The organism is Serinicoccus sp. JS2-9, assembly GCF_059025165.1.
Genome location: NZ_CM180091.1, coordinates 1,109,302 through 1,135,137 on the forward strand (window position 1 = coordinate 1,109,302; position 25,836 = coordinate 1,135,137).

At 72.8% G+C, this 25,836-nt stretch carries 27 protein-coding genes; 13 read left to right on the top strand and 14 right to left on the bottom strand.

Annotated features, from left to right (window positions below; all coding sequences use genetic code 11):
- The first annotated feature begins 66 nt into the window (after positions 1-66).
- The 7 genes from AC5PYY_RS05520 to AC5PYY_RS05550 all read left to right on the top strand — a co-directional run bounded on the left by AC5PYY_RS05520 (position 67) and on the right by AC5PYY_RS05550 (position 7,331).
- Complete coding sequence (locus AC5PYY_RS05520) at positions 67-1,686, top strand: sensor histidine kinase (protein ID WP_493898794.1); 1,620 nt, start codon at positions 67-69, stop codon at positions 1,684-1,686.
- Positions 1,683-2,396: a response regulator gene (locus tag AC5PYY_RS05525; RefSeq protein ID WP_493898795.1), complete on the top strand. Its 714-nt coding sequence runs from the start codon at positions 1,683-1,685 to the stop codon at positions 2,394-2,396. The genes AC5PYY_RS05520 and AC5PYY_RS05525 overlap by 4 nt, the downstream gene beginning before the upstream one ends.
- A gap of 111 nt (positions 2,397-2,507) precedes the next feature.
- Positions 2,508-3,404 (top strand): ABC transporter ATP-binding protein, encoded by an 897-nt coding sequence (locus AC5PYY_RS05530; RefSeq protein ID WP_493898796.1) that lies wholly within the window; start codon positions 2,508-2,510, stop codon positions 3,402-3,404.
- Entirely contained in the window at positions 3,401-4,582 is a 1,182-nt protein-coding gene (locus tag AC5PYY_RS05535; protein WP_493898797.1) for an ABC transporter permease, read from the top strand. The genes AC5PYY_RS05530 and AC5PYY_RS05535 overlap by 4 nt, the downstream gene beginning before the upstream one ends.
- A 224-nt stretch (positions 4,583-4,806) precedes the next feature.
- Positions 4,807-5,655, top strand: coding sequence for an HAD family hydrolase (locus AC5PYY_RS05540; protein ID WP_493898798.1), 849 nt, complete (start codon positions 4,807-4,809; stop codon positions 5,653-5,655).
- A 147-nt stretch (positions 5,656-5,802) separates the two neighbouring features.
- The gene (locus AC5PYY_RS05545; RefSeq protein WP_493898799.1) at positions 5,803-6,612 is read left to right on the top strand and encodes a TrmH family RNA methyltransferase; all 810 of its coding nucleotides are present in this window, start codon (positions 5,803-5,805) and stop codon (positions 6,610-6,612) included.
- 71 nt (positions 6,613-6,683) lie between these two features.
- Entirely contained in the window at positions 6,684-7,331 is a 648-nt protein-coding gene (locus AC5PYY_RS05550; protein WP_493898800.1) for a VOC family protein, read from the top strand.
- 43 nt (positions 7,332-7,374) lie between these two features.
- Here the strand turns inward: AC5PYY_RS05550 and AC5PYY_RS05555 are convergent, their stop codons facing one another.
- The 3 genes from AC5PYY_RS05555 to AC5PYY_RS05565 all read right to left on the bottom strand — a co-directional run bounded on the left by AC5PYY_RS05555 (position 7,375) and on the right by AC5PYY_RS05565 (position 10,334).
- Positions 7,375-9,597: a heavy metal translocating P-type ATPase gene (locus AC5PYY_RS05555; RefSeq protein ID WP_493898801.1), complete on the bottom strand. Its 2,223-nt coding sequence runs from the start codon at positions 9,595-9,597 to the stop codon at positions 7,375-7,377.
- A gap of 79 nt (positions 9,598-9,676) precedes the next feature.
- Positions 9,677-9,916, bottom strand: a complete 240-nt coding sequence (locus AC5PYY_RS05560) for a heavy-metal-associated domain-containing protein (RefSeq protein WP_493898802.1) — start codon at positions 9,914-9,916, stop codon at positions 9,677-9,679.
- Positions 9,917-10,052: 136 nt separating this feature from the next.
- Positions 10,053-10,334, bottom strand: a complete 282-nt coding sequence (locus tag AC5PYY_RS05565) for a metal-sensitive transcriptional regulator (protein WP_493899331.1) — start codon at positions 10,332-10,334, stop codon at positions 10,053-10,055.
- 214 nt (positions 10,335-10,548) lie between these two features.
- Between AC5PYY_RS05565 and AC5PYY_RS05570 the strand changes: the two genes are divergently transcribed.
- On the top strand, positions 10,549-10,803 hold the full coding sequence (locus AC5PYY_RS05570) for a hypothetical protein (RefSeq protein WP_493898803.1): 255 nt from the start codon (positions 10,549-10,551) through the stop codon (positions 10,801-10,803).
- A gap of 3 nt (positions 10,804-10,806) precedes the next feature.
- Positions 10,807-11,235, top strand: coding sequence for a TA system VapC family ribonuclease toxin (locus tag AC5PYY_RS05575; RefSeq protein WP_493898804.1), 429 nt, complete (start codon positions 10,807-10,809; stop codon positions 11,233-11,235).
- 194 nt (positions 11,236-11,429) lie between these two features.
- Here AC5PYY_RS05575 and AC5PYY_RS05580 read toward each other — a convergent pair whose 3' ends face one another.
- From AC5PYY_RS05580 to purB, 3 genes are read right to left on the bottom strand one after another with little or no spacing between them, the layout of a single operon-like run.
- Entirely contained in the window at positions 11,430-12,068 is a 639-nt protein-coding gene (locus AC5PYY_RS05580) for a guanyl-specific ribonuclease (protein ID WP_493898805.1), read from the bottom strand.
- On the bottom strand, positions 12,065-12,430 hold the full coding sequence (locus tag AC5PYY_RS05585; protein ID WP_493898806.1) for a barstar family protein: 366 nt from the start codon (positions 12,428-12,430) through the stop codon (positions 12,065-12,067). Before AC5PYY_RS05585 ends, AC5PYY_RS05580 begins: the two co-directional genes overlap by 4 nt.
- Complete coding sequence (gene purB / locus AC5PYY_RS05590) at positions 12,427-13,899, bottom strand: adenylosuccinate lyase (RefSeq protein ID WP_493898807.1); 1,473 nt, start codon at positions 13,897-13,899, stop codon at positions 12,427-12,429. Before purB ends, AC5PYY_RS05585 begins: the two co-directional genes overlap by 4 nt.
- Before the next feature lie 92 nt (positions 13,900-13,991).
- On the opposite strand from purB, the gene AC5PYY_RS05595 reads away from it, so the two are divergent.
- Both AC5PYY_RS05595 and AC5PYY_RS05600 read left to right on the top strand, forming a co-directional pair.
- Positions 13,992-14,240 carry a hypothetical protein gene (locus tag AC5PYY_RS05595; protein WP_157621783.1) on the top strand — a complete coding sequence of 83 codons (249 nt, stop codon included), beginning with the start codon at positions 13,992-13,994 and terminating at the stop codon, positions 14,238-14,240.
- Positions 14,237-14,821, top strand: coding sequence for a hypothetical protein (locus AC5PYY_RS05600; protein WP_022923270.1), 585 nt, complete (start codon positions 14,237-14,239; stop codon positions 14,819-14,821). The genes AC5PYY_RS05595 and AC5PYY_RS05600 overlap by 4 nt, the downstream gene beginning before the upstream one ends.
- Before the next feature lie 16 nt (positions 14,822-14,837).
- On the opposite strand, the gene AC5PYY_RS05605 is transcribed toward AC5PYY_RS05600, so the two are convergent.
- The 8 genes from AC5PYY_RS05605 to AC5PYY_RS05640 all read right to left on the bottom strand — a co-directional run bounded on the left by AC5PYY_RS05605 (position 14,838) and on the right by AC5PYY_RS05640 (position 24,493).
- The gene (locus tag AC5PYY_RS05605) at positions 14,838-15,176 is read right to left on the bottom strand and encodes a hypothetical protein (RefSeq protein ID WP_493898808.1); all 339 of its coding nucleotides are present in this window, start codon (positions 15,174-15,176) and stop codon (positions 14,838-14,840) included.
- 10 nt (positions 15,177-15,186) lie between these two features.
- The gene (gene cydC, locus AC5PYY_RS05610) at positions 15,187-18,678 is read right to left on the bottom strand and encodes a thiol reductant ABC exporter subunit CydC (RefSeq protein ID WP_493898809.1); all 3,492 of its coding nucleotides are present in this window, start codon (positions 18,676-18,678) and stop codon (positions 15,187-15,189) included.
- Between the two features lie 68 nt (positions 18,679-18,746).
- Positions 18,747-19,844, bottom strand: a complete 1,098-nt coding sequence (cydB, locus tag AC5PYY_RS05615) for a cytochrome d ubiquinol oxidase subunit II (RefSeq protein ID WP_493898810.1) — start codon at positions 19,842-19,844, stop codon at positions 18,747-18,749.
- A gap of 15 nt (positions 19,845-19,859) precedes the next feature.
- Positions 19,860-21,323 (bottom strand): cytochrome ubiquinol oxidase subunit I, encoded by a 1,464-nt coding sequence (locus AC5PYY_RS05620; protein WP_493898811.1) that lies wholly within the window; start codon positions 21,321-21,323, stop codon positions 19,860-19,862.
- A 73-nt stretch (positions 21,324-21,396) separates the two neighbouring features.
- The gene (locus AC5PYY_RS05625) at positions 21,397-22,260 is read right to left on the bottom strand and encodes a M56 family metallopeptidase (RefSeq protein ID WP_493898812.1); all 864 of its coding nucleotides are present in this window, start codon (positions 22,258-22,260) and stop codon (positions 21,397-21,399) included.
- An 18-nt stretch (positions 22,261-22,278) separates the two neighbouring features.
- A complete protein-coding gene (locus AC5PYY_RS05630) occupies positions 22,279-22,671 on the bottom strand; it encodes a BlaI/MecI/CopY family transcriptional regulator (RefSeq protein ID WP_130014169.1) in 393 nt (130 codons plus the stop codon).
- 147 nt (positions 22,672-22,818) lie between these two features.
- Positions 22,819-23,835 (bottom strand): UDP-glucose 4-epimerase GalE, encoded by a 1,017-nt coding sequence (galE, locus tag AC5PYY_RS05635; protein WP_493898813.1) that lies wholly within the window; start codon positions 23,833-23,835, stop codon positions 22,819-22,821.
- A gap of 49 nt (positions 23,836-23,884) precedes the next feature.
- On the bottom strand, positions 23,885-24,493 hold the full coding sequence (locus AC5PYY_RS05640; protein WP_493898814.1) for an RDD family protein: 609 nt from the start codon (positions 24,491-24,493) through the stop codon (positions 23,885-23,887).
- 159 nt (positions 24,494-24,652) lie between these two features.
- Here AC5PYY_RS05640 and AC5PYY_RS05645 point away from each other — a divergent pair, with 159 nt between their 5' ends.
- Together AC5PYY_RS05645 and AC5PYY_RS05650 are read left to right on the top strand one after the other, a co-directional pair.
- Complete coding sequence (locus AC5PYY_RS05645; RefSeq protein WP_493898815.1) at positions 24,653-25,036, top strand: tRNA-specific adenosine deaminase; 384 nt, start codon at positions 24,653-24,655, stop codon at positions 25,034-25,036.
- Entirely contained in the window at positions 25,033-25,800 is a 768-nt protein-coding gene (locus tag AC5PYY_RS05650) for an SDR family oxidoreductase (protein ID WP_493898816.1), read from the top strand. Before AC5PYY_RS05645 ends, AC5PYY_RS05650 begins: the two co-directional genes overlap by 4 nt.
- Positions 25,801-25,836 lie beyond the last annotated feature (36 nt).

Below are 25,836 nucleotides of genomic sequence, written 5' to 3' on the forward strand. Positions count from 1 at the left end.
TGGCCGAGGCGGTCTGTCGGTGGTGGCACCTACGCTGAGGCGCGGGGACAGCGAGGAGGTGAGGGCGTGATCACAGCGGTGGAGCGCTGGTTCGGCGTCGACGAGGAGTGGGTGCGTCCGACGCCCGGGCCGCAGGAGCAGCGTCGCGACCTGTGGTGGGCGCTGCTGGCTCTGGTGGTCATCGCCATGGGGCAGGAGCTGACCCGCTCGGTCGGCCTGCTCGAGGACGAGCGCTACGGCGTCTGGGGCCAGTACGCCGGCATCGTCTCCCTCGCCGCGATGGTCGCCGTGCGCCGGCGCTTCCCGGTGGGAGTGGCGCTGCTGGGTGGCATGCACATGATCGGGATGTCCTTGATCATGCCGATGAGCATGTCGCAGCTTCCCATGCAGATGACCTACTTCCTGCTCATCTTCTCCGGCATGGCCTGGGCCCGGAACCGTCGGGCGCTGATGCTCGCCATCGGTGTGGTGCTGGTGATCCTCGTGCTCATCTTCGCCTGGTCCTACGCCCTGGGCTCGGGCCTCGACCAGATCAGGAGCAACCTCGGGGAGTCCGACATCGAGCAGGTGGGCCCGATCCCGCCGATCGTCTCCATCGTGCTCTTCTCTGTGCTGGGCAACCTCATCTTCTTCGGCTTCGCGATCGGTCTGGGGCAGGTCGCCTGGCGGGGCGCGATGCGCCAGCATGAGGTCGAGCAGCAGGCGGAGACGATCCGCGCCCAGACCGCCCGGCTCACCGATCAGGCGGTCGTCGCCGAGCGGCTGCGGATCGCCCGCGAGCTGCACGACGTGGTCGCCCACCACGTCTCGGTCATGGGGGTTCAGGCCGCCGCCGCCCGGCGCGTCATGGAGCGCGACCCAGACGCCGCGCGCACCGCCCTGGGAGCCATCGAGCAGGCCTCCCGCGACGGCGTCAGCCAGATGCGCGACCTGCTGGGCACGCTGCGCTCCGCCGACGGGTCGGGCGCCGCCGCGGCAGGCGAGTCCGAGGAGGCCTCGTCGGTGGCGGGGGAGTCCGACGTCGGCCACCGCGCGCCCCAGCCCACCCTCGCCACCCTTCCGGCGCTCGTCGAGCAGGCGAGCACGCCGACCTGCGCCGTGACCGCCGACGTCGTCGAGTCCCCGTCGGGTGCCGCCGGCCGGGTGCCGCCCCCGGTGCAGCTCACGGCCTACCGGATCGTCCAGGAGGCCCTCGCCAACGTCCGCCGCCACTCGACCGCGCGGCGCGCGCGCGTCATCGTCCGCGTCGACGAGCCGGACGGCGCGATCGAGGTCGAGGTGGTCGACGACGGGTCGCCTCGCCCCGGCACCTCCGGCACCGGTCTGGGCCTGCTCGGTATGCGCGAGCGCGCCCACCACCTCGGCGGCGGAGTCGAGACCGGTCCCCGACGGGGTGGTCCAGGCTGGCGGGTCCGCGTCTGGGTGCCGCTGGACGGCCACCGGCCCGCGCCGGCCGGGGAGTCCGCGCAGCGGGACGTGCCCGAGCCCGCACCGGACGTGCCTTCGTCACCGGACCGGTCTTCCACACCGGACGTGCGTTCGTCACCGGACCGGTCGTCCGCACCGGACGTGCGTTCGTCACCGGACCGGTCGTCCGCACCGGACGTGCGTTCGTCACCGGACCGGTTGTCCGCACCGGACGCGCGGACCGAGCCCGCCCCGGCCTCGGGGAGTGGGCGCCGGTGAGCAGCGACCCGTTGCGCCTCCTGCTGGTCGACGACCAGCCCCTGCTCCTGCAGGGCTTCGCGATGATCCTGTCGACCGAGCCGGACGTGCAGGTCGTCGGCCAGGTCGAGGACGGCCAGCAGGCCGTCGACGCGGTGCCCCAGCTGCGCCCCGACGTCGTGCTCATGGATGTCCAGATGCCCGTGCTCGACGGCATCGAGGCCACCCGCCAGATCGTCGCGGCCCACCCGGAGGTCAAGGTCGTCATCCTCACCACCTTCGACCGTGACGACTACCTCTTCGACGCACTCGAGGCCGGGGCCAGCGGCTTCCTGCTCAAGAACGCCGACGCCGACGACCTGGTCGACGCCATCCGCGCCGCGGCCGACGGCCACGCCCTGCTGGCCCCCGAGGTCACGATGCGGGTCATCGGCCGGATGGCGGCCGGGCCGCGACCGGCCAGCACGGCTGAGGGCGAGCTCGCCGCGCCGAGCCCCGACGCGGCGCTGCCCCAGCTCACAGGGCGCGAACGCGAGGTGCTGAGCCTCGTCGCCCGCGGCCTGTCCAACGCCGAGATCGCCGCCGAGGCCTTCGTCAGCGAGGCCACGGTCAAGACCCACGTCTCCAACGTCCTCGCCAAGCTCGGGGTGCGCGACCGGGTCCAGGCGGTCATCGCCGCCTACGACTCCGGGCTGGTCCGCCCCGGGTCGGGCACCGGCTCTCCGTCCTGAGACTGACCCGCACCGCGCCCAGGATCGGCGGCATGGCCGATGTGGGCCGACCCTCACCCACCTAGCGTGGACGGCACGAGGTGAGAGACCTCATACCGATCAGAGCGAACGATGGAGGACGACGTGCTGGAGCTGCAGAGTCTCAGCCGGGCCTACGGCGAGCACCTCGCCGTCGGCGACGTCAGCTTCACCGTGCCCGCCGGGCGCATGGTGGGCTTCGTCGGTGGCAACGGGGCTGGCAAGACGACGACGATGCGCATGATCATGGGAGTCCTGGCGCCGACCCGGGGTGAGGTGCGCTGGGAGGGTGCGCCGGTGACCCGGGAGGAGCGGGTGCGCTTCGGCTACATGCCGGAGGAGCGGGGGCTCTACCCCAAGCAGCCGGTGCTCGGTCAGCTCACCTACCTCGGTCAGCTGCACGGTATGACGCAGCACGCCGCCCGGGAGCGCTCGCGGGAGCTGCTCACGAGGTTCGGGCTCGGGGAGCGGCTCACGAGCAAGGTCGAGACGCTGTCGCTCGGCAACCAGCAGCGGGCGCAGATCATCGCCTCCGTGCTGGGTGATCCGCAGCTGCTCGTGCTGGACGAGCCGTTCAGCGGGCTCGACCCCGCTGCGGTCGACCAGATGAGCGAGCTGCTGCGCGAGCACACCGCGACCGGGGTGCCGGTGCTCTTCAGCTCCCACCAGCTCGACCTCGTTGACCGGCTCTGCGACTCGATCGTCGTCCTGCACGGCGGTCGCGTCGTGGCGCAGGGGACGTCCGAGGAGCTGCGCGCCAACGCGCCGCTGCGCTACCGGCTCACCATGGCCGCTGACACCGGGTGGGTCCGTGGCGTGGCCGGCGTCGAGGTGGTCGACCTCGACGGCCCGAGCGTTCTGGTGCAGCCCGAGGACGAGCAGGTCGCCGAGCGCCTGCTCACCGATGCGGTGTCCCGCGGCGGGGTGCGCGAGTTCAGCCGCATCCGCCCGACCCTGTCCGAGATCTACCGAGAGGTGGCCGTCGCATGAACGCCACATCCCCCTGGCGGCTGGTCGCCGCCCGCGAGGTCATGGTCAAGCTGACCGACAAGAACTTCCTCATCGGCACCGCGCTCACCCTCGTCCTCCTGCTCGCGGCGATGTTCCTGCCGACGCTCTTCGGCGGTGGCTTGGCGTCCTACGACGTGGCGGTCACCGACCAGGCGGCCACCGAGCTGGTCGCCGAGGCCGAGGGCTCCCTGTCGGTCCTCGACGACGGGGGCGAGATCACCCCGCTCGAGGTCGCCGACCGGGCCGCCGCCGAGACGGCCGTGACGGAGGGCGAGGCCGACGCCGCGCTGGTCGGCGAGAGCGGAGCCTGGGAGCTGCTCCACGACGGCGGGGCGCCCGCCGACCTGGAGAGTGCGCTGGCGCAGGTGGTGCGCAGCAACACGCTCGCGACCAACGCTGCCGCGGCCGGCACCTCGGTCGACCAGCTCACCGCCGGCACCGAGCTGGTGCCGGTCGACCTGGCCGAGGAGTCTGAGGCGATGACCGGGCCGTTCGCCTTCATCCTGGGCTTCGCCTTCGCGATGCTGTTCTACTTCGCGGCGCTGATGTTCGGGATGCAGATCGCCAACAGCGTCGTCGAGGAGAAGCAGTCGCGGATCATCGAGATCCTGGCCGCCAAGATCCCCACCCGGCAGCTGCTCCTGGGCAAAGTGCTCGGCAACACCCTGCTCGCCTTCGGCCAGCTGGCGCTCATCGCCGCGGTCAGCCTCATCGGCCTCACCTTCGTCGACCTCGACGTGGCGCTGCCCGGCCTGACCGAGGCGATCCTGTGGTATCTCCCCTTCTTCCTCGTCGGCTTCCTCGCCCTGGCCTGCGTCTGGGCCGCTGCCGGGGCACTGGCCTCGCGCACCGAGGACCTGCAGCAGACGACGATGCCGCTGACGATGGTGCTCGTCGCGCTCTTCATCATCGGTATCAACCTCGAGGGGCGCTGGGAGCAGATCTTCTCCTTCGTGCCGGTGGCCTCCACCTTCGTCATGCCGGTGCGCATCATCGAGGGCGACACCGAGCTGTGGGAGCCCGCGCTCGCCCTCGGGCTGGCGCTCGCGTTCTGCGCCCTGACCATCACCCTCGGCGCACGGCTCTACGAGCGGGCGCTGCTGCATACCTCCGGCAGCCTGTCGTGGCGCCGGGCGATGGCGCTCAGCAGGGACTGAGCGGCGGGACCGCCGGCGCACCCACCGTGCCACGGGGGTGCGCCGGCTCTTGCGCGTCGTACACACTCGGTCGCGGCATACCGTGCGGTCGGTCACGGCATATCGCGCGGCCGGTCGCGGCATATCGCGCGGTCGGTCACGGCATATCGCGCGGCCGGTCACGGCATACCGTGCGGCCGGTCACGGCATACGGAGCCGTGCGCCGGGGTCGATAGGCTGGCGCTGTGATCAGCCCGGACCCTGCCGCCCCTGCGCCGAGCTCCACGCCGCTGCTCGTCGCCCTCGACGTCGACGGCACGATCGTGCACCACGACGGTCGCCTCTCGCCGCGGGTGCGCGAGGCCGTCCAGGCGCTCGACGCGCTGCCCCACGTGACCGTCGTCATCGCCACCGGCCGGTCGGTGGTGGCGACGCTGCCGGTCATGGAGCAGCTCGGTCTGGTCACCGACGGTCGCCCGGCGGTCTGCTCCAACGGCGCCGTGACCGTGGCGACGACGCCCGGCGCGGAGTCGCCCTTCGAGCTGCTCGACGTCGTCACCTTCGACCCGGCCCCGGCGGTCGCGCTGATCCGCACCCACCTGCCGACCGCGCTGGTCGCGGTCGAGGAGATCGGGGTCGGCTTCAAGGTCAGCACGCCGTTCCCGGAGGGCGAGCTGTGGGGCGAGGAGATCGTCGTCCCGGTCGAGGAGCTCACCGCCACGCCGGCTACGCGCGTCACCTTCCGCGAGCCGACGCTCAGCTCGGAGGACTTCACCAGGCTGGTCGAGAGGATCGGGTTGCACGGCGTCGCGTATGCCGTCGGCTGGAGCGCGTGGCTCGACCTCGCGCCCGAGGGGGTCAGCAAGGCGTCGGCGCTGGAGATGGTGCGGCGTCGCCTGGGCGTGCAGCCGCACCGCACCGTCGCCGTCGGCGACCAGCGCAACGACGTCGAGATGCTCCACTGGGCCGCCGTCGGGTATGCCATGGGTCAGGCGCCCGAGGAGGTGCTGCGGGTCGCGGACCGCACCACCGGGGCGGTCGACGAGGACGGCCTCGCCGACGCGCTCGACGAGGTGCGCGCCGAGCTGGCCTGAGCCGAGGTGAGCGGCCTCCGGAGCCGTCTGACGACATACCGAACTGGACAGAGGATCCTGGGAGACGGGCCCCAGTCCCCTGTCCAGAAGGTGGTGTCGGGGCGGGGTGTGGCGCCGCGCACCCCCGTCGTGCGGGAGACTGGCGCCGTGCCCGAACCGCTGCTCATCACCTCCCCGGCCAACCCGCGCCTCAAGGCGATCGCCGGGCTGCGGCGGCGCCGGGTGCGCGAGCAGGAGGGCGTCACCGTCGTCGAGGGGTATGAAGAGCTGTCCCTCTCCCTCGACGCGGGGGTCGTCCCGGAGCTGGTGCTCGTGTGCCCCGAGTTGGCGGCGCCCGGCACCGTCGAGGCACTGGCCGACCGGTTGGCGGGGCTGCCGTCCGAGGTCGTGCACGCCTCGCGGGCGGCCTTCGAGAAGGCGGCCTACCGCGAGGGCCCGGACGGTGTGCTCGCCGTCGTGGAGGCGGTCGACCGCAGGTGCTCCGACCTCGCGCTCCCCGACGACGCCCTCGTCCTGCTCGCCGAGGGGGTCGAGAAGCCGGGCAACCTCGGCGCCATGCTGCGCACCGCCGACGCTGCCGGCGTGGACGCCGTCGTCGCGGCCGACCCCGTCACGGACTGGGGCAACCCCAACACCGTCCGGGCCTCCAAGGGCACCGTCTTCTCGGTGCCGGTCGCGAGCGACCCGACCCCGGCGGCGCTCGACTGGCTGGTGGGGCACGGCATACCTCTCGTCGCGGCGACGCCGGACACCGACCTGGCGCACACGGAGGTCGACTACCGCGGCCCCGTCGCCATCGCGGTCGGCACCGAGAAGACCGGGCTCACCGACCTCGTGCTGGAGCGGGCGGCATATCGCGTGCGGATCCCCATGGTCGGTCGCGCGAACTCGCTCAACGTCGCGACCTCCGCAGCGATCCTCGTCTACGAAGCGGTCCGGCAGCGACGTCCGGCCTGACCAGCCACCGGATGCGGGCGGCCACGAGGGCGGTAACAGCGCGGACACAGGTGTGTGTCACGATGAGCGCCATGCGTATCGACCACGTGAGTTATGCGGCGGGACCCGACGGGCTGCAGGCCACGGCGGAGACCTTGGCGCAGCGGCTCGGCGTGACCCCGCACGACGGTGGCGTCCATCCCCGGTTCGGCACCCGCAACGTCATCCTCCCGCTGGCCGACGACCGTTACGTCGAGGTGGTCGAGGTCCTCGACCACCCCGCGTCCGACAAGGCACCCTTCGGGCAGGCGGTCCGGGCGCGCTCGGCCCGCGGCGGCGGCTGGATGGCCTGGGTCGTCGCGGTCGACGACCTCACCCCGGTCGAGGAGCGGCTGGGCCGCCCGTCGGTCGAGGGGCACCGGCACACGCCGGAGGGCATCGAACTGCAGTGGCGCCAGATCGGCGTCAAGAATGTCATCGACCACGGCAACCTGCCGTTCTTCCTGCGCTGGGAGTCGGCGGTCGAGCACCACCCGTCGCGGCTCGCCGACTCCGCGACCCGGCTGACCGGGCTCACCATCGGCGGGGACTTCCCCGAGGTGCGGGAGTGGCTCGGCATCACGGGTGCACCCAAGGGCTCCTTCGAGAGCGCCATCGAGTTCGGCTTCGTCGAGGACGACGACTGCCCGTGTCTGGGCGAGGTCGCCTTCGCGACGGACGAGGGCACCGTCACCATCTGAGGCCCCGGCTCCTGGGGCAGGCCGACGCCTGTGCCCGTGAAGGTCAGCCGCGCCCGTAGGCCTTGAGCCGCAGGCTGTTGAGCACGACGAGCACCGAGCTCAGCGCCATCGCGCCGCCGGCGATCATCGGGGTGAGCAGGCCGAAGGCCGCGAGCGGGATCGCCAGGGTGTTGTAGCCGAACGCCCACCCGAGGTTCTGCTTGATGATCCGCAGCGTCTGCCGGCTGAGCCCGATCGCGTCCGCGACGGTCTCGACGTCGGGGCGCATGAGCACGATGTCGGCGGACTCCGCGGCCACGTCGGTGCCCGAGCCCATCGCCATCCCGAGGTCGGCCTGGGCCAGCGCCGCGGCGTCGTTGACGCCGTCACCGATCATCGCGACGACCTTGCCCTCCCGCTGCAGCGCCTCCACGGCCGCGAACTTGTCCTGCGGCAGCACGTCCGCCGTGACGTTCTCCGGGTCGATCCCGACCTCCGCGGCGACGGCGGCGGCGGTCCGCGCGTTGTCACCCGTCAGCAGGTATGGCGTCAGCCCCAGCTCGCGCAGCCGCGCCACCGCGTGCGCGCTGGAGGCTCGCGCGGTGTCGGCGACGGTGATGGCGGCGCGGGCGGTGCCCTCCCAGCCGACGAGGACCGTCGTGCCGTCAGTGCGCTCCAGGGTCTCGTGGAGCACCTCGGGCACGACCCTGAACAGGCTCGGCCGGCCCACCGTGACCTCGACGTCCTTGACCGTCGCGCGCACGCCCTGGCCTGGGAGGTTGGTGAAGTCGGAGACGGTCGCCAGCTCCACCCCGCGCTCGCGGGCGCCGGTGACGATCGCCTGCGCCACGGGGTGCTCGCTGCCCGCCTCGACGCTGGCCGCGGCCTTGAGGGCCGCGTGCTCGGGCAGGGAGCCTGCCGTCACGACGTCGGTCAGCACCGGCTCGCCGGTCGTGAGCGTGCCTGTCTTGTCGAGCACGACGGTGTCGACGCGGCGGGTGGACTCCAGGATCTGCGGGCCCTTGATGAGCACGCCCAGCTCGGCGCCCCGGCCGGTGCCGGTGAGCAGCGCGGTCGGCGTGGCCAGCCCGAGGGCGCAGGGGCAGGCGATGATGAGCACCGCCACGGCGGCGGCGAGCGCAGGGGCGACGCCGTTGCCGGTGAGCAGCCAGAGCAGGAAGGTCACCGCGGAGATGACCAGCACCGCCGGCACGAAGACCGCGGAGATCCGGTCAGCGAGGCGCTGCACCGGGGCCTTGCCGGTCTGGGCCTGCTCCACAAGATCGGTGATCCGCGCCAGCGTGGTCTCCCGGCCGACCCGGGACGCCTCGACGACCAACCGGCCGTGCCCGTTGACCGTCGCCCCGGTGACCTCGTCACCCGGCGCCACCTCGACCGGCATCGACTCGCCGGTGACCATCGAGGAGTCGATGGTGGAGCGCCCGTCGACGACCACGCCGTCGGTGGCGACCTTCTCGCCCGGCCGGACGACGAACCGCATACCCACCTCGAGGTCCTCGATCGGGATCCGGTGCTCGGTGAGGTTCATCGTGCCGCTGCGCGCCTCGTGCCGCAGCACCGCGACGTCCTTGGCGCCGAGCTCGATGAGCGAGGTCAGCGCCGAGCGGCCCTCGGCCTTGGCGCGGGCCTCGATGAAGCGCCCGATGAGCAGGAAGGCGGTGACGACCGCGACGACCTCGAAATAGAGGTCCTCGCTGAAGCCGGTCAGCAGCGCCACGACCGACCAGCCCATCGCGGCCGTCGTGCCGACGGAGACGAGGGTGTCCATCGTCGAGGCGCCGTGCCGGGCGTTGATCGCCGCCGCCCGGTGGAACGGCCACGCCGCCCACAGATAGACCGGCAGGGTGAGGAACAACTGGGCCCAGTGACCCGCCATCCCGGTCGCCTCGCGCACCGGCGGGACCATGTGCAGCACCGCCACGACCGCCGCCAGGACGGTCGCGACGATCATCCGCACGCGCAGCGAGCCCTGGCCGACGACGTCGTGCGTCATCGCCGGTGCGCGCCCCGGACCGGACGTCTCGTCGGCGAGGGGAGTGGCGCCATACCCGGTCTTCTCGACGGTCGCGACGATGTCGGTGACCGACAGCGCCGAGGGGAACGTGACGCTCGCCTTCTCGGTCGCGAGGTTGACGCTCGCGTCGACCCCGTCGAGCTTGTTGAGCTTGCGCTCGATCCGCGCCGAGCACGACGCGCAGGTCATCCCGGAGATGGCCAGGTCGACGTGCTGCGTGTCGGTCGTGGTCGGCTGGGTCCTGATGCTCACGTTCTGCTCTCTCTCACTCTCACCGGACGCCGCGAAGGGTTGCTGTGCAGGCGACCGGGCGTCGCGGATGGTTGCCCTGTCAGACGGTGGCGGTGTAGCCGGCCTCCTCGACGGCCGCGCGGGCGGCGCCGAGGTCGAGCGGGCCGTCGGAGGTGACCATGACGTCGGTGTCGCCGCCCTTGACGAGCTCGTCGATGTGCACGTCGAGCACGCCGGCGACCTCCTTGAGCTCCTCGGTCACGGACGCGGTGCAGTGGTCGCAGGTCATGCCGGTGACGACGATCTTGGTGGTCTGGTTGGAGATGGGGGTGTCGGTCATGGTGAGCTCCTTGGTGAGGTGGTTCGGATGTTCTCGGTATGCCGCGCGCCCGGGTGACGCGCGGTCGTGGGGGTGTCGGGGTCCGCTGCTGGGGCGGTGTGTCCGGCTCGGGAGCGGCTGTGCGCCGTGCCTCGGGTCAGCTGCGGACGAGGCGCGCGATGGCGGCGGACGCCTCGCGGACCTTCTCGTCCTTGGCGTCCTCACCCTCGGCCGCGGCGTCGACCACGCAGTGGCCGATGTGGTCCTCGAGCAGGCCGAGGCTGACCGACTGCAGTGCCTTGGTGGCCGCGCTGACCTGGGTCAGCACGTCGATGCAGTAGGTGTCCTCCTCGACCATACGGGCGATGCCCCGCACCTGCCCCTCGATCCGGCGCAGCCGCTTGAGGTAGTCATCCTTGGACCCGGTGTATCCGTTCACGGCCATGCCAACAGCATACCCCCTATGGGTATTTTCGCAAACCCCCCTGTGCACCCTCCATTCCCTGACCGAGAGCCCCGTCTGTCCACTCTGGCAGCCGCGTGTGCTTACTCCGGCAGCCTCGTGTGCACGAACCGAGAGCCCCGTCCGTCAGTCCCGGCCTGTGGAACGCGGATACATCATTGCGTCAGTGCCAGTGATGCTATGATGCGGCATGCGCACGACCATCACGCTCGACCCCGACGTGGCGCTCCTCGTAGAGCAGGAGATGGCTGCCCGCAAGATCCGGTTCAAGCAGGCGGTCAACGATGCGCTGCGCCGGCAGCTGGCCGGCGCCGCCGGCGTGACGCCCCTGGTGATCCCCGCCCGCGACCTGGGCGCCGCAACCGCCGACCTGGACCGGGCCAGCAGACTGGCAGGTGAGCTGGAGGACGAGGCCTTGAGCCGCAAGCTGGCCGAGGGACGCTGACGCGTGCTCGTGGTTGACACCGACGTCCTCATCTATGCCGCTCACACCGGCTCGCGCCAGCACGCGGCGACGACGCGGTGGCTCGCGGAGGTGATGGACGGCCCGGAGATCCTCGCGGTCCCCTGGGTGGCTGCGCTCGGTTTCCTGAGGATCACGACCCACCCGCGGGTCTTCGCGGAGCCCTTCACCCCCGACGAAGCGCTCGAGAGCCTGCAGGCGTGGTGGAGCCACCCGAGCATCACCGTCGCCGAGCCGACGACTCGGCACGCCCACGTGCTGGCCGGCCTGCTCCGGGAGTCCGGGACCGCGGGCAACCTGACGATCGATGCCCACATCGCGGCGATCGCCGTCGAGCACGGTGCTGCCGTGGCGACCTTCGACCGTGACCTGGCCCGTTTCGGCGTGCGGGTCGTGGTGCCGGGCGAGGCGTGAGCCGCCCGGCCGGCAGGCCACACTCCTGAGCCGGTCGTGCCGACGCCGCGCCCTCCCTGACCGGCTTAGCTACGCACGTGCGTAGCTGAGCCGATCTGCGCCGGCGCGTCACCGGGAGCGATCGGGATCGGCGAGCCAGCCGCGGATGCGGGAGGACGCGCCCACTCGTGCTGTCCCTCCCTCTGCCGTCCGGCTCACCCCGCAGGAGCGAACTCGCAGAAGCTCTCGTAGTGGTCGTCGGTGTAGTACCAGACGTCGGGCAGCCACTCGACGTCGCCGCCGGTGACGACCCGCTTGGCGCCGCGATGGTCCAGGCCCGGGGTGTCGACGGTGAACTCGCGGTAGTAGCCGCGCGACTCCCCGGGCAGGTAGCCCTCGAAGTTGCCGAAGGTGGAGCCGTCCTTGCCCGGGTATGCGTAGGGCCCGCCCTGCTCGATCTGGCGCACCACCGGGTCCAGCTCTCCGGGCAGGTCGTCGTCCGCGCAGGCGTCGATGTCGTCGTTCGGTCGGGTGTCCACGCCGCTCGGGCGGCCGAGCACGTCGGCGTCGACGGGATGGGTCGGCTCGGCGTCCCCGTCGTCCTCGCCCGACCCCTGGGAGTCTGGCTGCGACCCGGCATCGGCACCGCTCGACACCGCGTCGCCCCCGGCATCGGGGGCGGCCTCGTCGCTCGTCTCCATCGACCCGAACGTCGTGTCCGACGACGCCTCGGCGCCGGTCCGCTCAGGTCCTGCTGCGTCGCCAGATCCCCCGCCCTGACTGAGCATGAGCCACAGCACCAGCGCGGCGAGCAGCACGAGCACGCCCACCGCGACGGGCCGGGACATCCTCATGCGCCCGCCGCCTCGTCGGAGTCGCCCGGCCCCAAGGCCACCACGGCCAGGTCCTCCGCGTCGTCGAGGATCTCGGAGAGGATCCACCAGGCCCGGCCGTCGGTCTCGGCGAGCCGCCCGGCTTCTTCCCAGACGAGCGCGACCGGCCGTCCGTCCCAGAAGTCCGCGAGATCGCGCAGCAGGTCGGCCATCGCGTCCAGGTTGGTCGCTGCCGGTGCCGGGAGCCGCAGCGCCTCGGCGAGCTGCGCCTGCGTCTCCCGCAGCCCGCCGCCGCGCGGGGTGGTCGCGGTGGACACGGCGTACCCGGCCTGGGCGAAGTGCGCCTGCGCGTCGCCGAGCCGGTCGGCGGGCAGGATGATCACGGCTGCTCCAGGTGCTCGACCAGCCGCGGCGCGATGCCGACATAGTTCGCCGGGGTGAGCGCGACCAGGCGCTCCTCCTCCTCGGCGGGCAGACCCAGGCCGCGAACGAACTCAACCAGCTCCGGCTGCCCGATCCGCCGCCCACGGGTGAGCTCCTTCAGGCGCTCGTAGGGGTTGCTCATCCCCTCGACGCCGCGCGCCGCGAGCGCCCGCATCACCGACTGGATCGGCTCGGCCAGCACCTCCCAGTTGCGGTCGAGGTCGGCGGCCATCGCCTCCGGCACCGCGTCCAGCCCGGCGAGGCCGCGGCTGACGTTGTCGAGCGCGAGCACGCTGTGCCCGAGCGCGGTGCCGATGTTGCGCTGCATCGAGGAGTCGGTGAGGTCGCGCTGCAGCCGGCTCGTGACCAGCGTCGAGGCGAGCACGTCGAGCAGCGCGTTGCTGACCTCGAGGTTGGCCTCGGCGTTCTCGAAGCGGATCGGGTTGACCTTGTGCGGCATGGTGCTCGAGCCCACGGTGCCTTGCCCGCGGACCTGCGCGAAGTAGCCCATCGAGATGTAGGTCCACACGTCGGTCGCGAGGTTGTGCAGGATCCGGTTGAAGCGCGCGACGTCGGCATAGAGCTCGGCCTGCCAGTCGTGGCTCTCGATCTGGGTGGTGAGCGGGTTCCACTCCAGTCCGAGGTGCTCGACGAAGCTGCGGCTCACCTGCTGCCAGTCGGCCCCGGGCACCGCCTCGACGTGCGCGCCATAGGTGCCGGTCGCCCCGTTGAGCTTGCCCAGGTATGCGCATTGCTCGATCCGGCGCAGCTGTCGCGTCAGCCGGTGCGCCAGCACCGCCAGCTCCTTGCCCATCGTCGTCGGCGTGGCCGGCTGCCCGTGCGTGTGCGCCAGCAGCGGGACCTCGGCGAGCTCGCGCGCCATGGCCGACAGCTGATCGACCAGGGCGCGAGCCCGCGGCAGCCAGACCTCCTGCACCGCGCCCTGAACCATGAGCGCGTACGACGTGTTGTTGATGTCCTCGCTGGTGCAGGCGAAGTGGATGAGCTGCCCCAGCGCCTCGGCCCGGGAGGTCCCCTCGGCGCCCCCGCCCTCGCTCTCGGCGTCCGACCTGGTCAGCAGGTCGACGAGCCGACCGCGCAGGAAGTACTCGATGGCCTTCACGTCGTGCACCGTCTCGGCCTCGATGACCTTCAGCTCAGCGATCGAGTCGGCGTCGAAGTCGACCACCAGTGCCCGCAGGGCCTCCTGCTCCTGCGCCGAGAGGCCGGGGGCGCCGGGCACCACGTCGTGCTCGACGAGGTGCAGCAGCCACTCCACCTCGACGTGCAGCCGCGCCCGGTTCAGCGCCGCCTCAGAGAGGTGGTCGACGAGCGGCGCGACCGCGCCGCGGTACCTCCCGTCCAGGGCACCCAGGGCGATGCTGGGGGCGAGCTCGGCGAGCGGCGTGCGGGCAGCGGGGAGCGGCATACCGGCATTGTGGCAGGCAGTGGCGACGGCCCGGGCATCGTCGGTGTCAACTTCGGGTTGACTGGCTTTGGCGTCAAGACTATGTTGACATCATGACGACACCACAGGACCGTATGCGCACCTTCCGGATGACCTCGGGGGTGGCGGTGATCCTCGCGGGCTTCGTGAGCTACTACGTCTCCCGGCAGATCGACGGCGGCTTCTGGCACGGCTTCTTCCAGGGCGCGACGCTGGCGCTCATGGTCCTCGGCGCCTTCCTCGTCGGGAGCGGGCGGTGGCCGGGGCGCCGTCGTGACGGCGGCGAGGAGCAGCACTGGCTGCCGAGCCGGGACGGGCGATGACTGGTCCGGCGCAGGGCGCGCCGCGGGAGGAGGACGAGGACCTCGTCGTCGCCCTGGGGAGGGTGATTGTCGGCGACGGGGGAGAGGTGTCGGTGGCCGGTGGCACGCTGGAGACGGAGGAGCACCTCCGGCTGGTGCGGCGGTGCGCCGAGGCCCACGAGGGCACGGCGGCGTTGCTGCGGCAGGCGGTCGGCTCGGCCCGCGGTGCGGGCGTGAGCTGGGCGCGGCTCGGGGCGGAGCTGGGTCTGTCCCGGCAGGGTGCGCAGCAGCGGTTCGGCGAGTCCGCCGGGCCGGGGGAGGAGGACGACGATGGAGCGGACCAGCGGTGGTTGGGCCCGGTCACCGCCGTAGACGAGATGGGCGAGCTGGAGCTCGCGGGCGAGCTGGGGTGGCACACCGTCGAGGCCGGGATGTTCCGGCACCGGATGGTGCGGACCGGCACGCGGTGGGAGCACCGACGGGTGATCTGGACCCGGCCCGTCCGGCACTACCTCACCGAGGGGTGGCAGGTGGGGGCGCGGGCCTTCCCGTGGCTCTACCTGGTGCGGGACACCGGGCTCCCGGTGGGCGACGCGTCCTGAGCTGCCGGCGCCGCGGTCAGCGCTTCTTGGCGTCCGGGTCGATCTCGTCGGCGCTCACGTAGTCGCCGGTCACGCGGTCGCGGTGCTCGCGAGCGATGCGGGTGGCCTCCTCGGCCTCCTGGTGCAGCTTGTCGGCGTGCTGCTGGGCCTCGCGCGCCTTGCCCTGCAGCTCCTTGGCGCGCTCCTCGGCGCTCTGGGCGTAGGACTCGCCGGACTGCGCCTTCTCGCGGAGTCCGGCCGCCTCCTCGCGGGCGGCCGCCAGCCGCTTGTTGCGCGCGACGACCGCCCAAGCGGCCAGCGCCGCCACCACGACGACGGCGATGACGACGATCCAGACGATGGTCGAGGTGTCCATGACCGGCAACCTAGCCGATGTGCTGCGGGACCGCTCGGCCGTCCGCTGCGTCCGCGGCACTCCGGCCGACCCGGTGCTCGGTCCAGCGTCCGGTCACCGGCGCGGTGTGGCTGACGAGCACGACCGCCCGGCCACCGCCCACCCTGTCCAACAGGCCGCCCAGGGCCCGCTGCGCCGTCGCGTCGTCGAGGTGGGCCGTCGGCTCGTCGAGCAGCACGACCGGCCGCTCCGAGAGCAGCGCCCGGGCCAGCGCGAGCCGGCTCCGCTCGCCGCCGGACAGCCCTGTCAGCGGGGTGTCGAGACCGTGCGGCAGTGTGCCGAACCAGCCATCCAGGTCGACCGCCTCGACCGCGTCCAGCAGCTGCTCGTCGGTGGCGCCCGGCGCCGCCAGGGCGAGGTTGGCGCGCACCGACCCGGCGAAGGCGTGCGGCTCGTCGTCGACGACGGCCAGCAGCGCTCGGGTCTGCTCCAGGTCCAGGGCACGCACGTCCGAAACGCACCGGCACCCTTGGCCCGTGTCCGCGTCCGCCAGCAGGTAGTCCCCGCCGCTCGGGTCGAGGTGGCGCGCCAGCACGGCGAGGGCGGTCGACTTGCCGGCACCGTTGGGTCCGCTGAGGCGGATGCGGTCGCCCGGCTCCACGACGAGGTCCAGCAGGTGCAGGTCGGGGAGCGTGGACCCGGCGGGGGGCCTGGCACCGGTCGCCCCGTCCCCGGCCGCCTGGGGCGCACCGTCCGCCCGGGGCGCCCACCGGGCCGAGGCCCCGCGCAGCTCCAGCACGGGCGGTGCGGGTGGCACCGGGGTGGTGCCCCGGCCGGCGACGGCCGGCTCCTGACCGACGAGCGCCTCGAGGCGTGCCGCCGCCGACCGCGCGCGGGCCCGGGCGCCCGCCACCTCGGGCAGGCCGGCCCAGGCGTCGGCCAGCGCGAGCGGCACCAGCGCGACCAGCGCGGCATAGGGCCCGCTCAGCGTCCCTTCCGCCCGCGCCCCCCAGGCGAGCAGCCCCACGAGCGTCGCGGTGACGGCCACGATCACCCACGTGACGGCGAGCCCGGCAGCCCGGGCCCGGGTGAGCCGGGCCTCGCTGCTCCGCTGCGCCGTCTCCGCCCGCAGCACCGGGGCAACCAGCTCCCGATGCCCGCCCACGGTCCCGGCGACGGCCTGGACCGCGAGCAGGTTCGCGACCAGGGCGGTGACCCGGTCCCGGACCTCGCCGCGCTGCGCCACGGCGGCGTCCTGCGCGGGGCGCTCCACGGCATACCCGAGGACGGTGAGGAGGGTGACGAGGAGACCACCGGCGGCCACGACGAGACCCGCGATCGGCAGGTGCCAGCCCGCGATGGCCGCCCCGACGAGGGTGGCGAGGAGGGTGGACCAGGCGGGCACGCTCACCCGCACGTGCTCGTCGACGACGTCCTCGAGGTCCCGGGCGGCGGCGGTGAGCACCTGTCCGCGGCTGCGTCGCCCCAGCCGGGCGGGGGTGAGCGGGATGAGCGCGGCGTAGAGGTCGGCCCGCCGCCGGGACAGGTCGTCGAGGGCCACGTCGTGGCTGACGACGCGCTCGGCGTAGCGGAACACCGGCCGGAAGATGCCGAACGCCCGTACCCCGACGATCGCCACGAGCAGGGTCAGCACCACGGGCATGGTCGAGGCCTGCACGATGAGCCACCCCGAGGTCGCGGTCAGCGCCACCCCGCAGCCGACTGAGGCGCCGCCCAGCAGGCAGGCCAGCGCCAGCCCGCGGCGACCGCGCGGGGTGCGCAGGGGCGCGACCTCGCCGGGCCGGTGACCGTCCGCCGGCTCCTGGTCAGCCCCGGTCGGGTGGGGTGCCGCGGCCGGCTCGGTCGGACGGCCGTCCTGCGGAGCCGGGTCCGCAGCGGCCGGCTCACCCCGATGGCCGTCCAGCGGAGCCGACGCCGCGGCGGCGTCGAGGCGCCACCGGTCGTCCGCGAGCGCGGCCAGGTAGCAGTCGTGGGTCACGACGACGAGCCGCCGCGTGTGGGCGAGCCCGGTGATGACCTGGTGCAGGACGGGTATGCCGTCCACCGCCACGTTGGCCGTCGGCTCGTCCAGCAGGAGCAGCGGCGCCGGGGAGAGGGTGGCGCGGGCGAGGGCGAGCCGGGCCCGCTGACCGGCCGACAGGCCGAACCCGTCGTCACCGAGCCGGGTGTCCAGCCCGTGCCGGTCAGCCAGCTGCGCCCACAGCCCGACCTCGGTCAGCGCTGCGGTCATCACGGCGTCGGTCGCGTCCGGGGCGGCGGTCGCGAGGTTGTCGCGCACGGTGCCCGGCAGCAGCAGCGGCCGCTGGGTCGCCAGGTGGGCCGCGGGGGCGCTGACCGTCCCGGACGCGGGGGTGCGCAGCCCCGCGAGCAGCTCCAGCACCGTCGTCTTGCCGGCCCCGCTGGGCCCGGTCACCACGGTCAGGCCGGGCCCGGACGACGTCGTGAGGGTCAGCCCGTCCAGGGTGCGGACCCGGCCGGGGTGGGCGTAGGAGACCTCGGCGAGCCCGATGGGCCGCCGGGCCGGTGTCGCCGGACGGGCACCACGGGCACGACGGGCCTTCCCCAGCACCCCGTCGTCGGCCAGCTCCTGCAGCACCTGCGCCCCGTCGGCGGCGTTGTGGAACTCGGCGCCGACCCGGCGGACCGGCCAGTACGCCTCGGGCGCCAGCAGGATCGCGGTCAGCCCGACGACGAGGTCCATCCCGCCGTGCGCCAGCCGCAGCCCGACCGACACCGCCACCATCGCCACCGAGATCGTCGCCAGCAGCTCCAGCGCCGCCGTCGACAGGAAGGCCGTCCGCAGCGTGGCGACGCTCGCCCGCCGGTGCCGCTCCCCGACCTCGCGCACCACGTCCACCTGCGCCCGCGCCCGCCCGTAGGCCACCAGCGTCGGCAGGCCCCGCATCACGTCGAGGAAGTGCCCGGCCAGCAGCTCCATCGCGCCCCACCGGCGCTGCGTCTCATCGCGCGTGTGCATGCCGATGAGCGCCGCGAAGACCGGCAGCAGCGGCAGCGTCAGCACGACGATGAGCGCGCTCCACGGGTCCACCACCACGAGGGCGACCAGCGCCAGCGCCGGCACCACGGCCGCGGTGACGAGCGCGGGGAGGTAGCGGGCGACATACGGCTCGAGGGCGGAGACCCCGTCGGTGGCGCGGGTGAGCGCGACCTCGGTGCCCGGCCGCCCCTCCACCGGCCGCGCCAGCCAGTGCCGCAGCAGCGCCTCCCGCACGATCCCGACCACGCGCAGCCCGGCGCGCCGGGCGACCAGCTCGCCCGCGCCGGCGAGCAGCCCGCGCGTCACCAGCAGCGCGACCAGCCAGCCGAGGTATGCCGTGAGTTCCTCGCGCTCGCCCCGCACCACCGCGCCGACGACGAGGGCGAGGGTCACCGCCTGCCCGATCGCGACGACCCCCGAGAGGACGCCGACGACGGACAGCGAGGCCACCGGGCCGCGGGTCGCCGGGAGGGCCCGCAGCAGGGCGGGGTCGAAGGGTCGCACCGGCTCAGTGTCGCTGGTCGTGCGGGCGCGCGGGCACGGGACTCCACGCCCACCGTCGCTGCCTCACGTCAGCGGCCCGCCCCGACCTGGTCGCCCTCCACGACGGCGGCGTGGTGCACCTGCGTCGGGATGTGGTGCCCCGAGACCCGCTTGCGGAAGGTCCAGTAGCTCCAGGAGGTGTAGATCAGCATGATGGGGGTGAAGACCAGCGCGACGACGGTCATGATGCCCAGCGTCTTCTGGCTCGAGCTGGCGTTCTGCGTGGTCAGCGACCACGCCGGGTCCAGGCTGGAGGGCATCACGTCGGGGAAGAGCGCCAGGAAGAGCGAGGCGGTGGCCAGCCCGATCGCGGCGAAGGTGCCGGTGAAGGCCCATCCCTCCCGACCGCGGCCGGCCATCAGCAGGCCCCCGACGAGGCTGGCCGCGGCGAGGCCGGTGACCGCCCATGACAGACCCGATCCGCTGCGTGCCTGCAGGATCGCGAGCCAGGCCACGGCCAGCACTGCGGCGACCAGACCGAGCCGGATCGCCAGGGCGCGGGCGTCGTGGCGCAGCTGCCCGTCGGTCTTGAGCGCGACGAAGAGCGCGCCGTGGGTGAGGAAGAGGGTGAGCGTGGTGAGCCCGCCGAGCAGCGCGACCGGTCCGAGGAGGTTCCAGAAGCCGCCGACATACTCCATCTCGGCGTCGATCGGCACCCCAAGCACGATGTTGGTGAAGGCGACACCCCACAGCAGCGCGGGGACGAAGGACCCCACGACGACCATCGTGTCCATCCGCGCGCGCCATGCGGCCGAGTCGACCTTGCCGCGGTACTCCAGCCCGATGCCGCGCAGGATGAGGCCCACGAGGATGAGCAGCAACGGGAGGTAGAACCCGGAGAAGAGGGTGGCGTACCAGTGGGGGAAGGCGGCGAAGATCGCGCCGCCGGCCGTCAGCAGCCACACCTCGTTGCCGTCCCAGAAGGGGCCGATCGCCGAGAGCATCTGCCGCTTGCGCGTCTCGCCGGTATGCGCGGTCGCACCGTCGGCGGACGCCACGTCGGCCCCGGGCTCGTCGCGGCCGAGGACGGGCAGCAGCATGCCGACGCCGTAGTCGAAGCCCTCGAGGCAGAAGTAGCCGATCCACAGGACGGCGATGAGGATGAACCAGATCGTGCTGAGCTCCATGATGTCCGTCCTGACTCAGTAGGTGAAGACGTAGGCGTCGTCGTCGTCGCGGGTGCGGGGGTCGTAGGACGCGTCCTCGGGGACCTGCTCGGCGCCCGCCCTGCCGTAGCGCAGGGTGAGCCCGACCTCGACCACGGCCAGCGCGCCGTAGAGCAACGTGAAGACGATCATCGACGTGAGGACCTCGCCCGCGCTGACACCGGGCGAGACGCCGGTCTGCGTGGTCATCAGCCCCATGACGAGCCACGGCTGGCGCCCCATCTCGGTGAAGATCCACCCGAAGGAGTTGGCCAGCAGCGGCAGGAAGAGGACGGCGACACCGGCATACCCCCAGACCCGGTGGCTCATCCGCGGCTCGTCGGTCTCGCTGCCCTTGCCGCGCAGCACCCACAGGACGGCGGCGGCGATGGCCATCGCGGCGAAGCCCAGGCCCATCATCAGCCGGAAGGACCAGTAGGTGACCGGGATCACCGGGCGGTAGTCCTCGGCTGCGGTGAGCTCGGACCCGGCATAGGTCAGCTCGTAGCGCTCCTGGATGTGGTCGATGCCCTCGACCCCGCCGTCGAAGGCGCCGGTGGCGAGGTAGGAGAGCAGCTTGGGCACGGTGAGCGCCCAGACCTCCTCGCCGCCGTCCAGGGTGCCCACGGTGATGATCGAGAAGGGGGCGCCCTCGCCCTCGGGGACGTCCTCGTAGAGCGCCTCGGCGGCCGCCATCTTCATCGGCTGCACCTCGGTCATCACCTTGCCCTGCAGGTCACCGGTGCCGATGACGCCGATCGAGGCGACGAGCACGGTGATCGCGCCGAGCTTGGCGCCCTTGCGGTACATCGGCTTGTCGGCCGCCGGCGTCGCCGCCCGCCACAGGTGCCAGAGGGCGAAGGCCAGCACGAAGCCGCCGCCGGTCATGTAGGCGGCGGTGATGACGTGCGGGAAGGTGACGAGCTGGACCGGGTTGGTCAGGACGGCGAGGAAGTCGGTGAGCTCGGCGCGCCCGGTCTGCGGGTTGAGTTCGTAGCCGACCGGGTTCTGCATGAAGGAGTTGGCGGCGAGGATGAAGTAGGCCGACAGCACGGTGCCGATGTGCACCAGCCAGATGCACGCGGCGTGCAGCTTCTCCGGGATCCGCCCCCAGCCGAAGATCCACAGACCCAGGAAGGTGGACTCCAGGAAGAAGGCGAGCAGGGCCTCGATCGCGAGCGGGGCACCGAAGATGTCGCCCACGAAGCGGGAATAGTCCGACCAGTTCATCCCGAACTGGAACTCCTGCACGATCCCGGTGACCAACCCGAGCGCGAAGTTGATGGTGAAGAGCTTGCCGAAGAACTTCGTCAGCCGCAGCCACTGCGGGTTGCGGGTGCGCATCCACTGCGTCTGCATGATGGCCACGAGCAGGGACAGCCCGATCGTGATCGGCACGAAGAAGTAGTGGTAGACGGTGGTGATGCCGAACTGCCACCGGGCCAGGTCGAGTGCCTCCACGGGCGCCTCCAGTCTGCGCGGACGTCGAACTACGTGACGTCGTAGATTTTACTCCTCGTCATAGCGGGCGCGGTCACCAGGAGAGGGTGAGAAGGGTCACGGTGGTGGCGACGGGGAGGGCGAGCACGCCAGCGGCCAGGAGGGTGACGCCGATCCGGGTGTGCCGTGGCGCCGGCGGCCGGCTGAGCAGCCGGACCCGGGCGGTGATCTCGGGGGTGGCAGCCGGGGCCATGGCCACGAGGGCCCGCGCGAGGTCGGCGTGCCCGGTGCGCTGCTCGGCGATGCGGTCGGCAAGCGCCTCGGTCAGCAGCTGCACCTCGGTCAGGGCGGCGGGCACCCGCAGGCCGGCGGGCACCGCCTCGTGCAGCACCGTGAACAGCTCGAGCAGCAGGTCGTGGCGGGCGTCGAGGTGGCCCTGCTCGTGCGCGAGGACGGCGCGCAGCTCGACGGTCCCGAGGCGGTCGAGAGCGGCGCGGGTCAGGACGATGCGGTGCCCGCGCCCCGGGAGGCAGTAGGCGCTCGGGTTGCCCAGGGCGAGGACCGTGACGCCGGGCCGGGCGATGCCGGCCGCGTCGCGGGCCAGGGTGTCGTCGAGGTGGTCCCCGACGAGGTCGATGAGCTCCCGGTGCTGGGTGCGGCGGCGGCGCAGGTCGGTGCCGACCCGGTGCCCCGCAGCGAGCAGCCGCACGAGCATGACGCCGGACACGACGAGCGCGAGGCCCAGGAGGAGCGGCTGGGACAGACCGGCGGTGAGCACGGCCGTGGGCGCGGCCAGCAGCGCGCAGAGGGCACCGGCCACGCTGACCGACTGCCACAGCAGCAGGCCCGGCCCGGGCATGCGGCGCAGCGCGGTCCAGGAGGGGAGCAGGCGCGGGGCGAGGAGGACCAGGACGAGGGCGAGGGCGACGACCGCGGCGGTCAGCAGCGGGCCGCCCATGGCTGCGGGGTGGTGGGCTCAGGCGCCGCGGCGACGCTCGACCTCGGCCAGCGCGGCCCGCAGGTCGTCGAGCTCGCCGGCGCTGGCGTCGTCCAGGAAATGCAGCATGGCGGCCGTACGGTCCGCCTTGACGGTGTCGAGGGCGGAGCGCAGCGCGGTCGCGGCGAGCTGCTCGCGGCTGGCGGCGGCGGAGTACTGCCACGCGCGCCCCTCGCGGGTCCGCTCGGCGATGCCCTTCTTGGCCAGCCGGTCCAGCACGGTCATGATGGTCGTGTAGGCCAGCTCCTTGTGGTGCTCACGCCGCTCCAGCTGGTCCAGGACGTCCCGGACCGACAGGCCGGAGTCGTCGGACCAGAGGATCTCCATGACGGCGCGCTCCAGGTCGCCGAGGGAGGAACTGCGAAGGGGCATGTCCGCAAGGATACGCCCCGAACCTGGACGCCACCCCTCGTTCCTGCACCGGACGCGTGCTCGGGTCGCACCGGACGCGTGCTCGGGTCGCACCGGACGCGTGCTCGGGTCGCACAGGACGCGTGCTCGGGTCGCACCGGTATGCCGTCAGTCCGGGTAGCCCTGCGGGTTCGCCTGCTGCCACCGCCACGTGTCGGCGCACATGTCCTCCACCGACCGGGTCGCCCGCCAGCCCAGCTCGGACTCCGCGAGCGAGGGGTCGGCATACGAGCTGGCGGTGTCACCCGGCCGGCGCGCGACGACGTCGTACGGGATCTCCCGGCCGCTGGCACGCTCGAACGCCGAGACGAGCTCGAGCACGGAGGTGCCGCGTCCGGTGCCGAGGTTCCACACCGACAGCGGCCGCTCGTGCGTGCTGATCCACTCCAGCGCCGCGACGTGCCCCTCGGCGAGGTCCTCGACGTGGATGTAGTCGCGCACGCCGGTCCCGTCGACCGTCGGGTAGTCGTCGCCGAAGACGGAGAGCTTCTCCCGCCGCCCGACAGCGACCTGGGCGATGAAGGGCATGAGGTTGTTGGGGATGTCGGACGGATCCTCGCCGATGCGCCCCGAGGGGTGTGCACCGACCGGGTTGAAGTAGCGCAGCAGCGCCACCTTGAGCTGCGGGTAGGCGTGCGTCACGTCGCGCAGGATCTGCTCGTTCATGACCTTGGTCCAACCGTAGGGGTTGGTCGCCGACGTCGGCAGCCCCTCGGTCATCGGCACCGGCGCGTCCTCGCCGTAGACCGTGGCGCTCGAGGAGAAGACGAGGTGGGGGACGCCGCGGTCGACCATCGCCTCGACGAGGCGCAGCGTGGCGTCGATGTTGTTGCGGTAGTAGTCGATCGGCTTCGCGACCGACTCACCCACCGCCTTGAACGCGGCGAAGTGGATCACTGCGTCGAAGGACTCCTGCCCGAGCAGCGAGTCGAGCTTGTCGCCGTCGGTGAGGTCGAAGGCGTGCACCGGGACGGGTATGCCCGCCAGCTCCTCCAGGCGCGGGGTCACCGAGGGCTTGCTGTTGGAGAAGTCGTCGACGACGACGACCTCGTGCCCGGCCCTGGCCAGGGCGATAACGGTGTGGGACCCGATGTATCCGGCACCGCCGGTGACGAGGACGCGCATACCGCTCATGCTGTCAGATCCCGGGCGCGCGACCGCCCGGACGCCGGGGTCAGGGCTTGAGCAGGCGCGGACTGACCGGGGCCTTCGGGTAGCCAGAGACCACCACGGCGCTCACGACGATGTCGTGCAGCGCGCGCTTCTTCGGGTCGCGGAACGGCCACAGCACGCTGACGAGGAAGAAAATGCCGACGGTGAAGAAGCTGAGCAGGCCCAGGAGCCCGCCGCGCACGAGGCCCACGAACCCGCCCAGCGGCGACCCGTCGGCCTCGCGGACGACCTTGAGCCCGAGCAGCGCCTTGCCGGGCGACTGCCCCTTCGCGCCGTTGAGCCAGGCGAGGTAGCCGAGCGAGGCGAGCCAGGCGAACCCGGCGAGGTCCTCGAGCGGCTCGACGATGCCGCCGACCACCCCCAGGACGACGATGATTCCGAAGAGGAGGCTCCAGTCCACCAGGGTCGCGGCGACCCGCTCACCCCAGTCGGCGTAGCGCAGCTGCGGCGGCGGTGCCGGCCGGGTGGGCGGCGTGTCCTCGGGCTGGCCGTAGGCGGACGTCGGCGACCAGGCCGGGATCGGGGGAACGCTCCACGGCGCGGCGTCGGTGGGGCCGGTGAGGTGGTCGCGCTCGCGGTCGCGGTCCGGTGGCGGCGGTGCCCAGCTCATGGTGTCTCCTCTGCCCTGCGCCGGTCGGTCGCCGGGAGCACGGTCCCGGCGGTTCCAGGGTATGACGCCGCGCCGCCGCTGTCGGCTCCGAACACCCGCCAGGGGACGGGCGGCTCTGGCCGGCCACACCGCGCGGGCGCGGCGAACTACGGTGGGCGGGTGGGCATCGACGACATGGACAGGATCCATCTCACCCGGGCGGTGGAGCTCGCGCAGGCCGCTCTCGAGGCGGGTGCCGACCCCTTCGGCTCGGTCCTCGTCTCGCCGCCTGACCGGGCTGCGAGCACCATCTACACCTCCGGCGAACACTGCCCGATGCGCGCCGCCGCCCACGGCTGGGTCGGGCTGGGGCGCATCGTGTATGCCTCCTCCACGGCCCAGCTCACCGCGTGGTCGGCGGAGCTGGGCCGGGAGCCCGGCCCAGTCGCGCCCTTGCCGATCCAGGAGGTCGTGCCCGGGGCGGTGGTGGACGGCCCCGACCCGGAGCTGGCCGAGCAGGTGCGCGCGCTCCATGCGCGTCGTGCCGGTGGCGGTCCTCGATGAGCCGCGGCACCGTGCTCCTCACCGGGGTCGGACGCCGCCGGGGCATCGCGGCGGGGATCGCCCTCGCCCTGGCCGGGGACGCCTGGGACCTGACGCTGTGCCACTGGCCGGGGTACGACGACCGCGTGGGTCTCGAGCACGGCCCGGACGACGCCGAGGCCGTGGCCACCCGCTGCCGGGAGCTCGGCGCACAGGTCGAGGTCATCGCCGCCGACCTCGCCGACCCCGAGGTGCCGGAGCACCTGGTGCGCGAGGCGAACCGGCGCGGCGACCTCACCGCCCTGGTGCTCTCGCACGCGGAGAGCGTGGACAGTGCCATCCGCACCACCACGGTCGAGTCCTGGGACCGCCACTTCGCGGTCAACGCACGGGCGTCGTGGCTGCTCATCAAGGCTCTCGCCGAGCAGCTCTCCCCGGCGGTCGTCGAGCGCGGAGCCGCCCGCGTGGTGGCGCTGACCAGCGACCACACGGCATACAACCTCCCCTACGGCGCCAGCAAGGGAGCCCTCGACCGCCTGGTCGTCGCGGCCGCGCACGAGCTGGCCGACCTCGGGGTGCGGGCCAACGTCGTCAACCCGGGGCCGATCGACACCGGCTGGATGGCCGAGGAGATCCGCGAGGCGGGCACCGCGCAGACGCCGCTCGGTCGCCTGGGCACCCCGCAGGACACTGCCGACCTCGTGCGCTTCCTGCTCTCGGAGCAGGGCGGCTGGATCACCGGCCAGCTGCTCCACAGCAACGGCGGCTTCCGCACGGCCGACTGAGCGAGTCTCGCCACTCATACACAGAAGCTGTTCCTG

What these genes read in the sequence shown, in the direction of transcription:
- AC5PYY_RS05530 (WP_493898796.1), top strand. Translation starts at nt 2,508, where the DNA reads ATGGAGGACGACGTGCTGGAGCTGCAGAGTCTCAGCCGGGCCTACGGC.
- AC5PYY_RS05535 (WP_493898797.1), top strand. Translation starts at nt 3,401, where the DNA reads ATGAACGCCACATCCCCCTGGCGGCTGGTCGCCGCCCGCGAGGTCATG.
- AC5PYY_RS05550 (WP_493898800.1), top strand. Translation starts at nt 6,684, where the DNA reads ATGCGTATCGACCACGTGAGTTATGCGGCGGGACCCGACGGGCTGCAG.
- AC5PYY_RS05560 (WP_493898802.1), bottom strand. Translation starts at nt 9,916, where the DNA reads ATGACCGACACCCCCATCTCCAACCAGACCACCAAGATCGTCGTCACC.
- AC5PYY_RS05570 (WP_493898803.1), top strand. Translation starts at nt 10,549, where the DNA reads ATGCGCACGACCATCACGCTCGACCCCGACGTGGCGCTCCTCGTAGAG.
- AC5PYY_RS05580 (WP_493898805.1), bottom strand. Translation starts at nt 12,068, where the DNA reads ATGAGGATGTCCCGGCCCGTCGCGGTGGGCGTGCTCGTGCTGCTCGCC.
- purB (WP_493898807.1), bottom strand. Translation starts at nt 13,899, where the DNA reads ATGCCGCTCCCCGCTGCCCGCACGCCGCTCGCCGAGCTCGCCCCCAGC.
- AC5PYY_RS05595 (WP_157621783.1), top strand. Translation starts at nt 13,992, where the DNA reads ATGACGACACCACAGGACCGTATGCGCACCTTCCGGATGACCTCGGGG.
- AC5PYY_RS05600 (WP_022923270.1), top strand. Translation starts at nt 14,237, where the DNA reads ATGACTGGTCCGGCGCAGGGCGCGCCGCGGGAGGAGGACGAGGACCTC.
- AC5PYY_RS05605 (WP_493898808.1), bottom strand. Translation starts at nt 15,176, where the DNA reads ATGGACACCTCGACCATCGTCTGGATCGTCGTCATCGCCGTCGTCGTG.
- cydB (WP_493898810.1), bottom strand. Translation starts at nt 19,844, where the DNA reads ATGGAGCTCAGCACGATCTGGTTCATCCTCATCGCCGTCCTGTGGATC.
- AC5PYY_RS05625 (WP_493898812.1), bottom strand. Translation starts at nt 22,260, where the DNA reads ATGGGCGGCCCGCTGCTGACCGCCGCGGTCGTCGCCCTCGCCCTCGTC.
- AC5PYY_RS05630 (WP_130014169.1), bottom strand. Translation starts at nt 22,671, where the DNA reads ATGCCCCTTCGCAGTTCCTCCCTCGGCGACCTGGAGCGCGCCGTCATG.
- galE (WP_493898813.1), bottom strand. Translation starts at nt 23,835, where the DNA reads ATGCGCGTCCTCGTCACCGGCGGTGCCGGATACATCGGGTCCCACACC.
- AC5PYY_RS05640 (WP_493898814.1), bottom strand. Translation starts at nt 24,493, where the DNA reads ATGAGCTGGGCACCGCCGCCACCGGACCGCGACCGCGAGCGCGACCAC.
- AC5PYY_RS05650 (WP_493898816.1), top strand. Translation starts at nt 25,033, where the DNA reads ATGAGCCGCGGCACCGTGCTCCTCACCGGGGTCGGACGCCGCCGGGGC.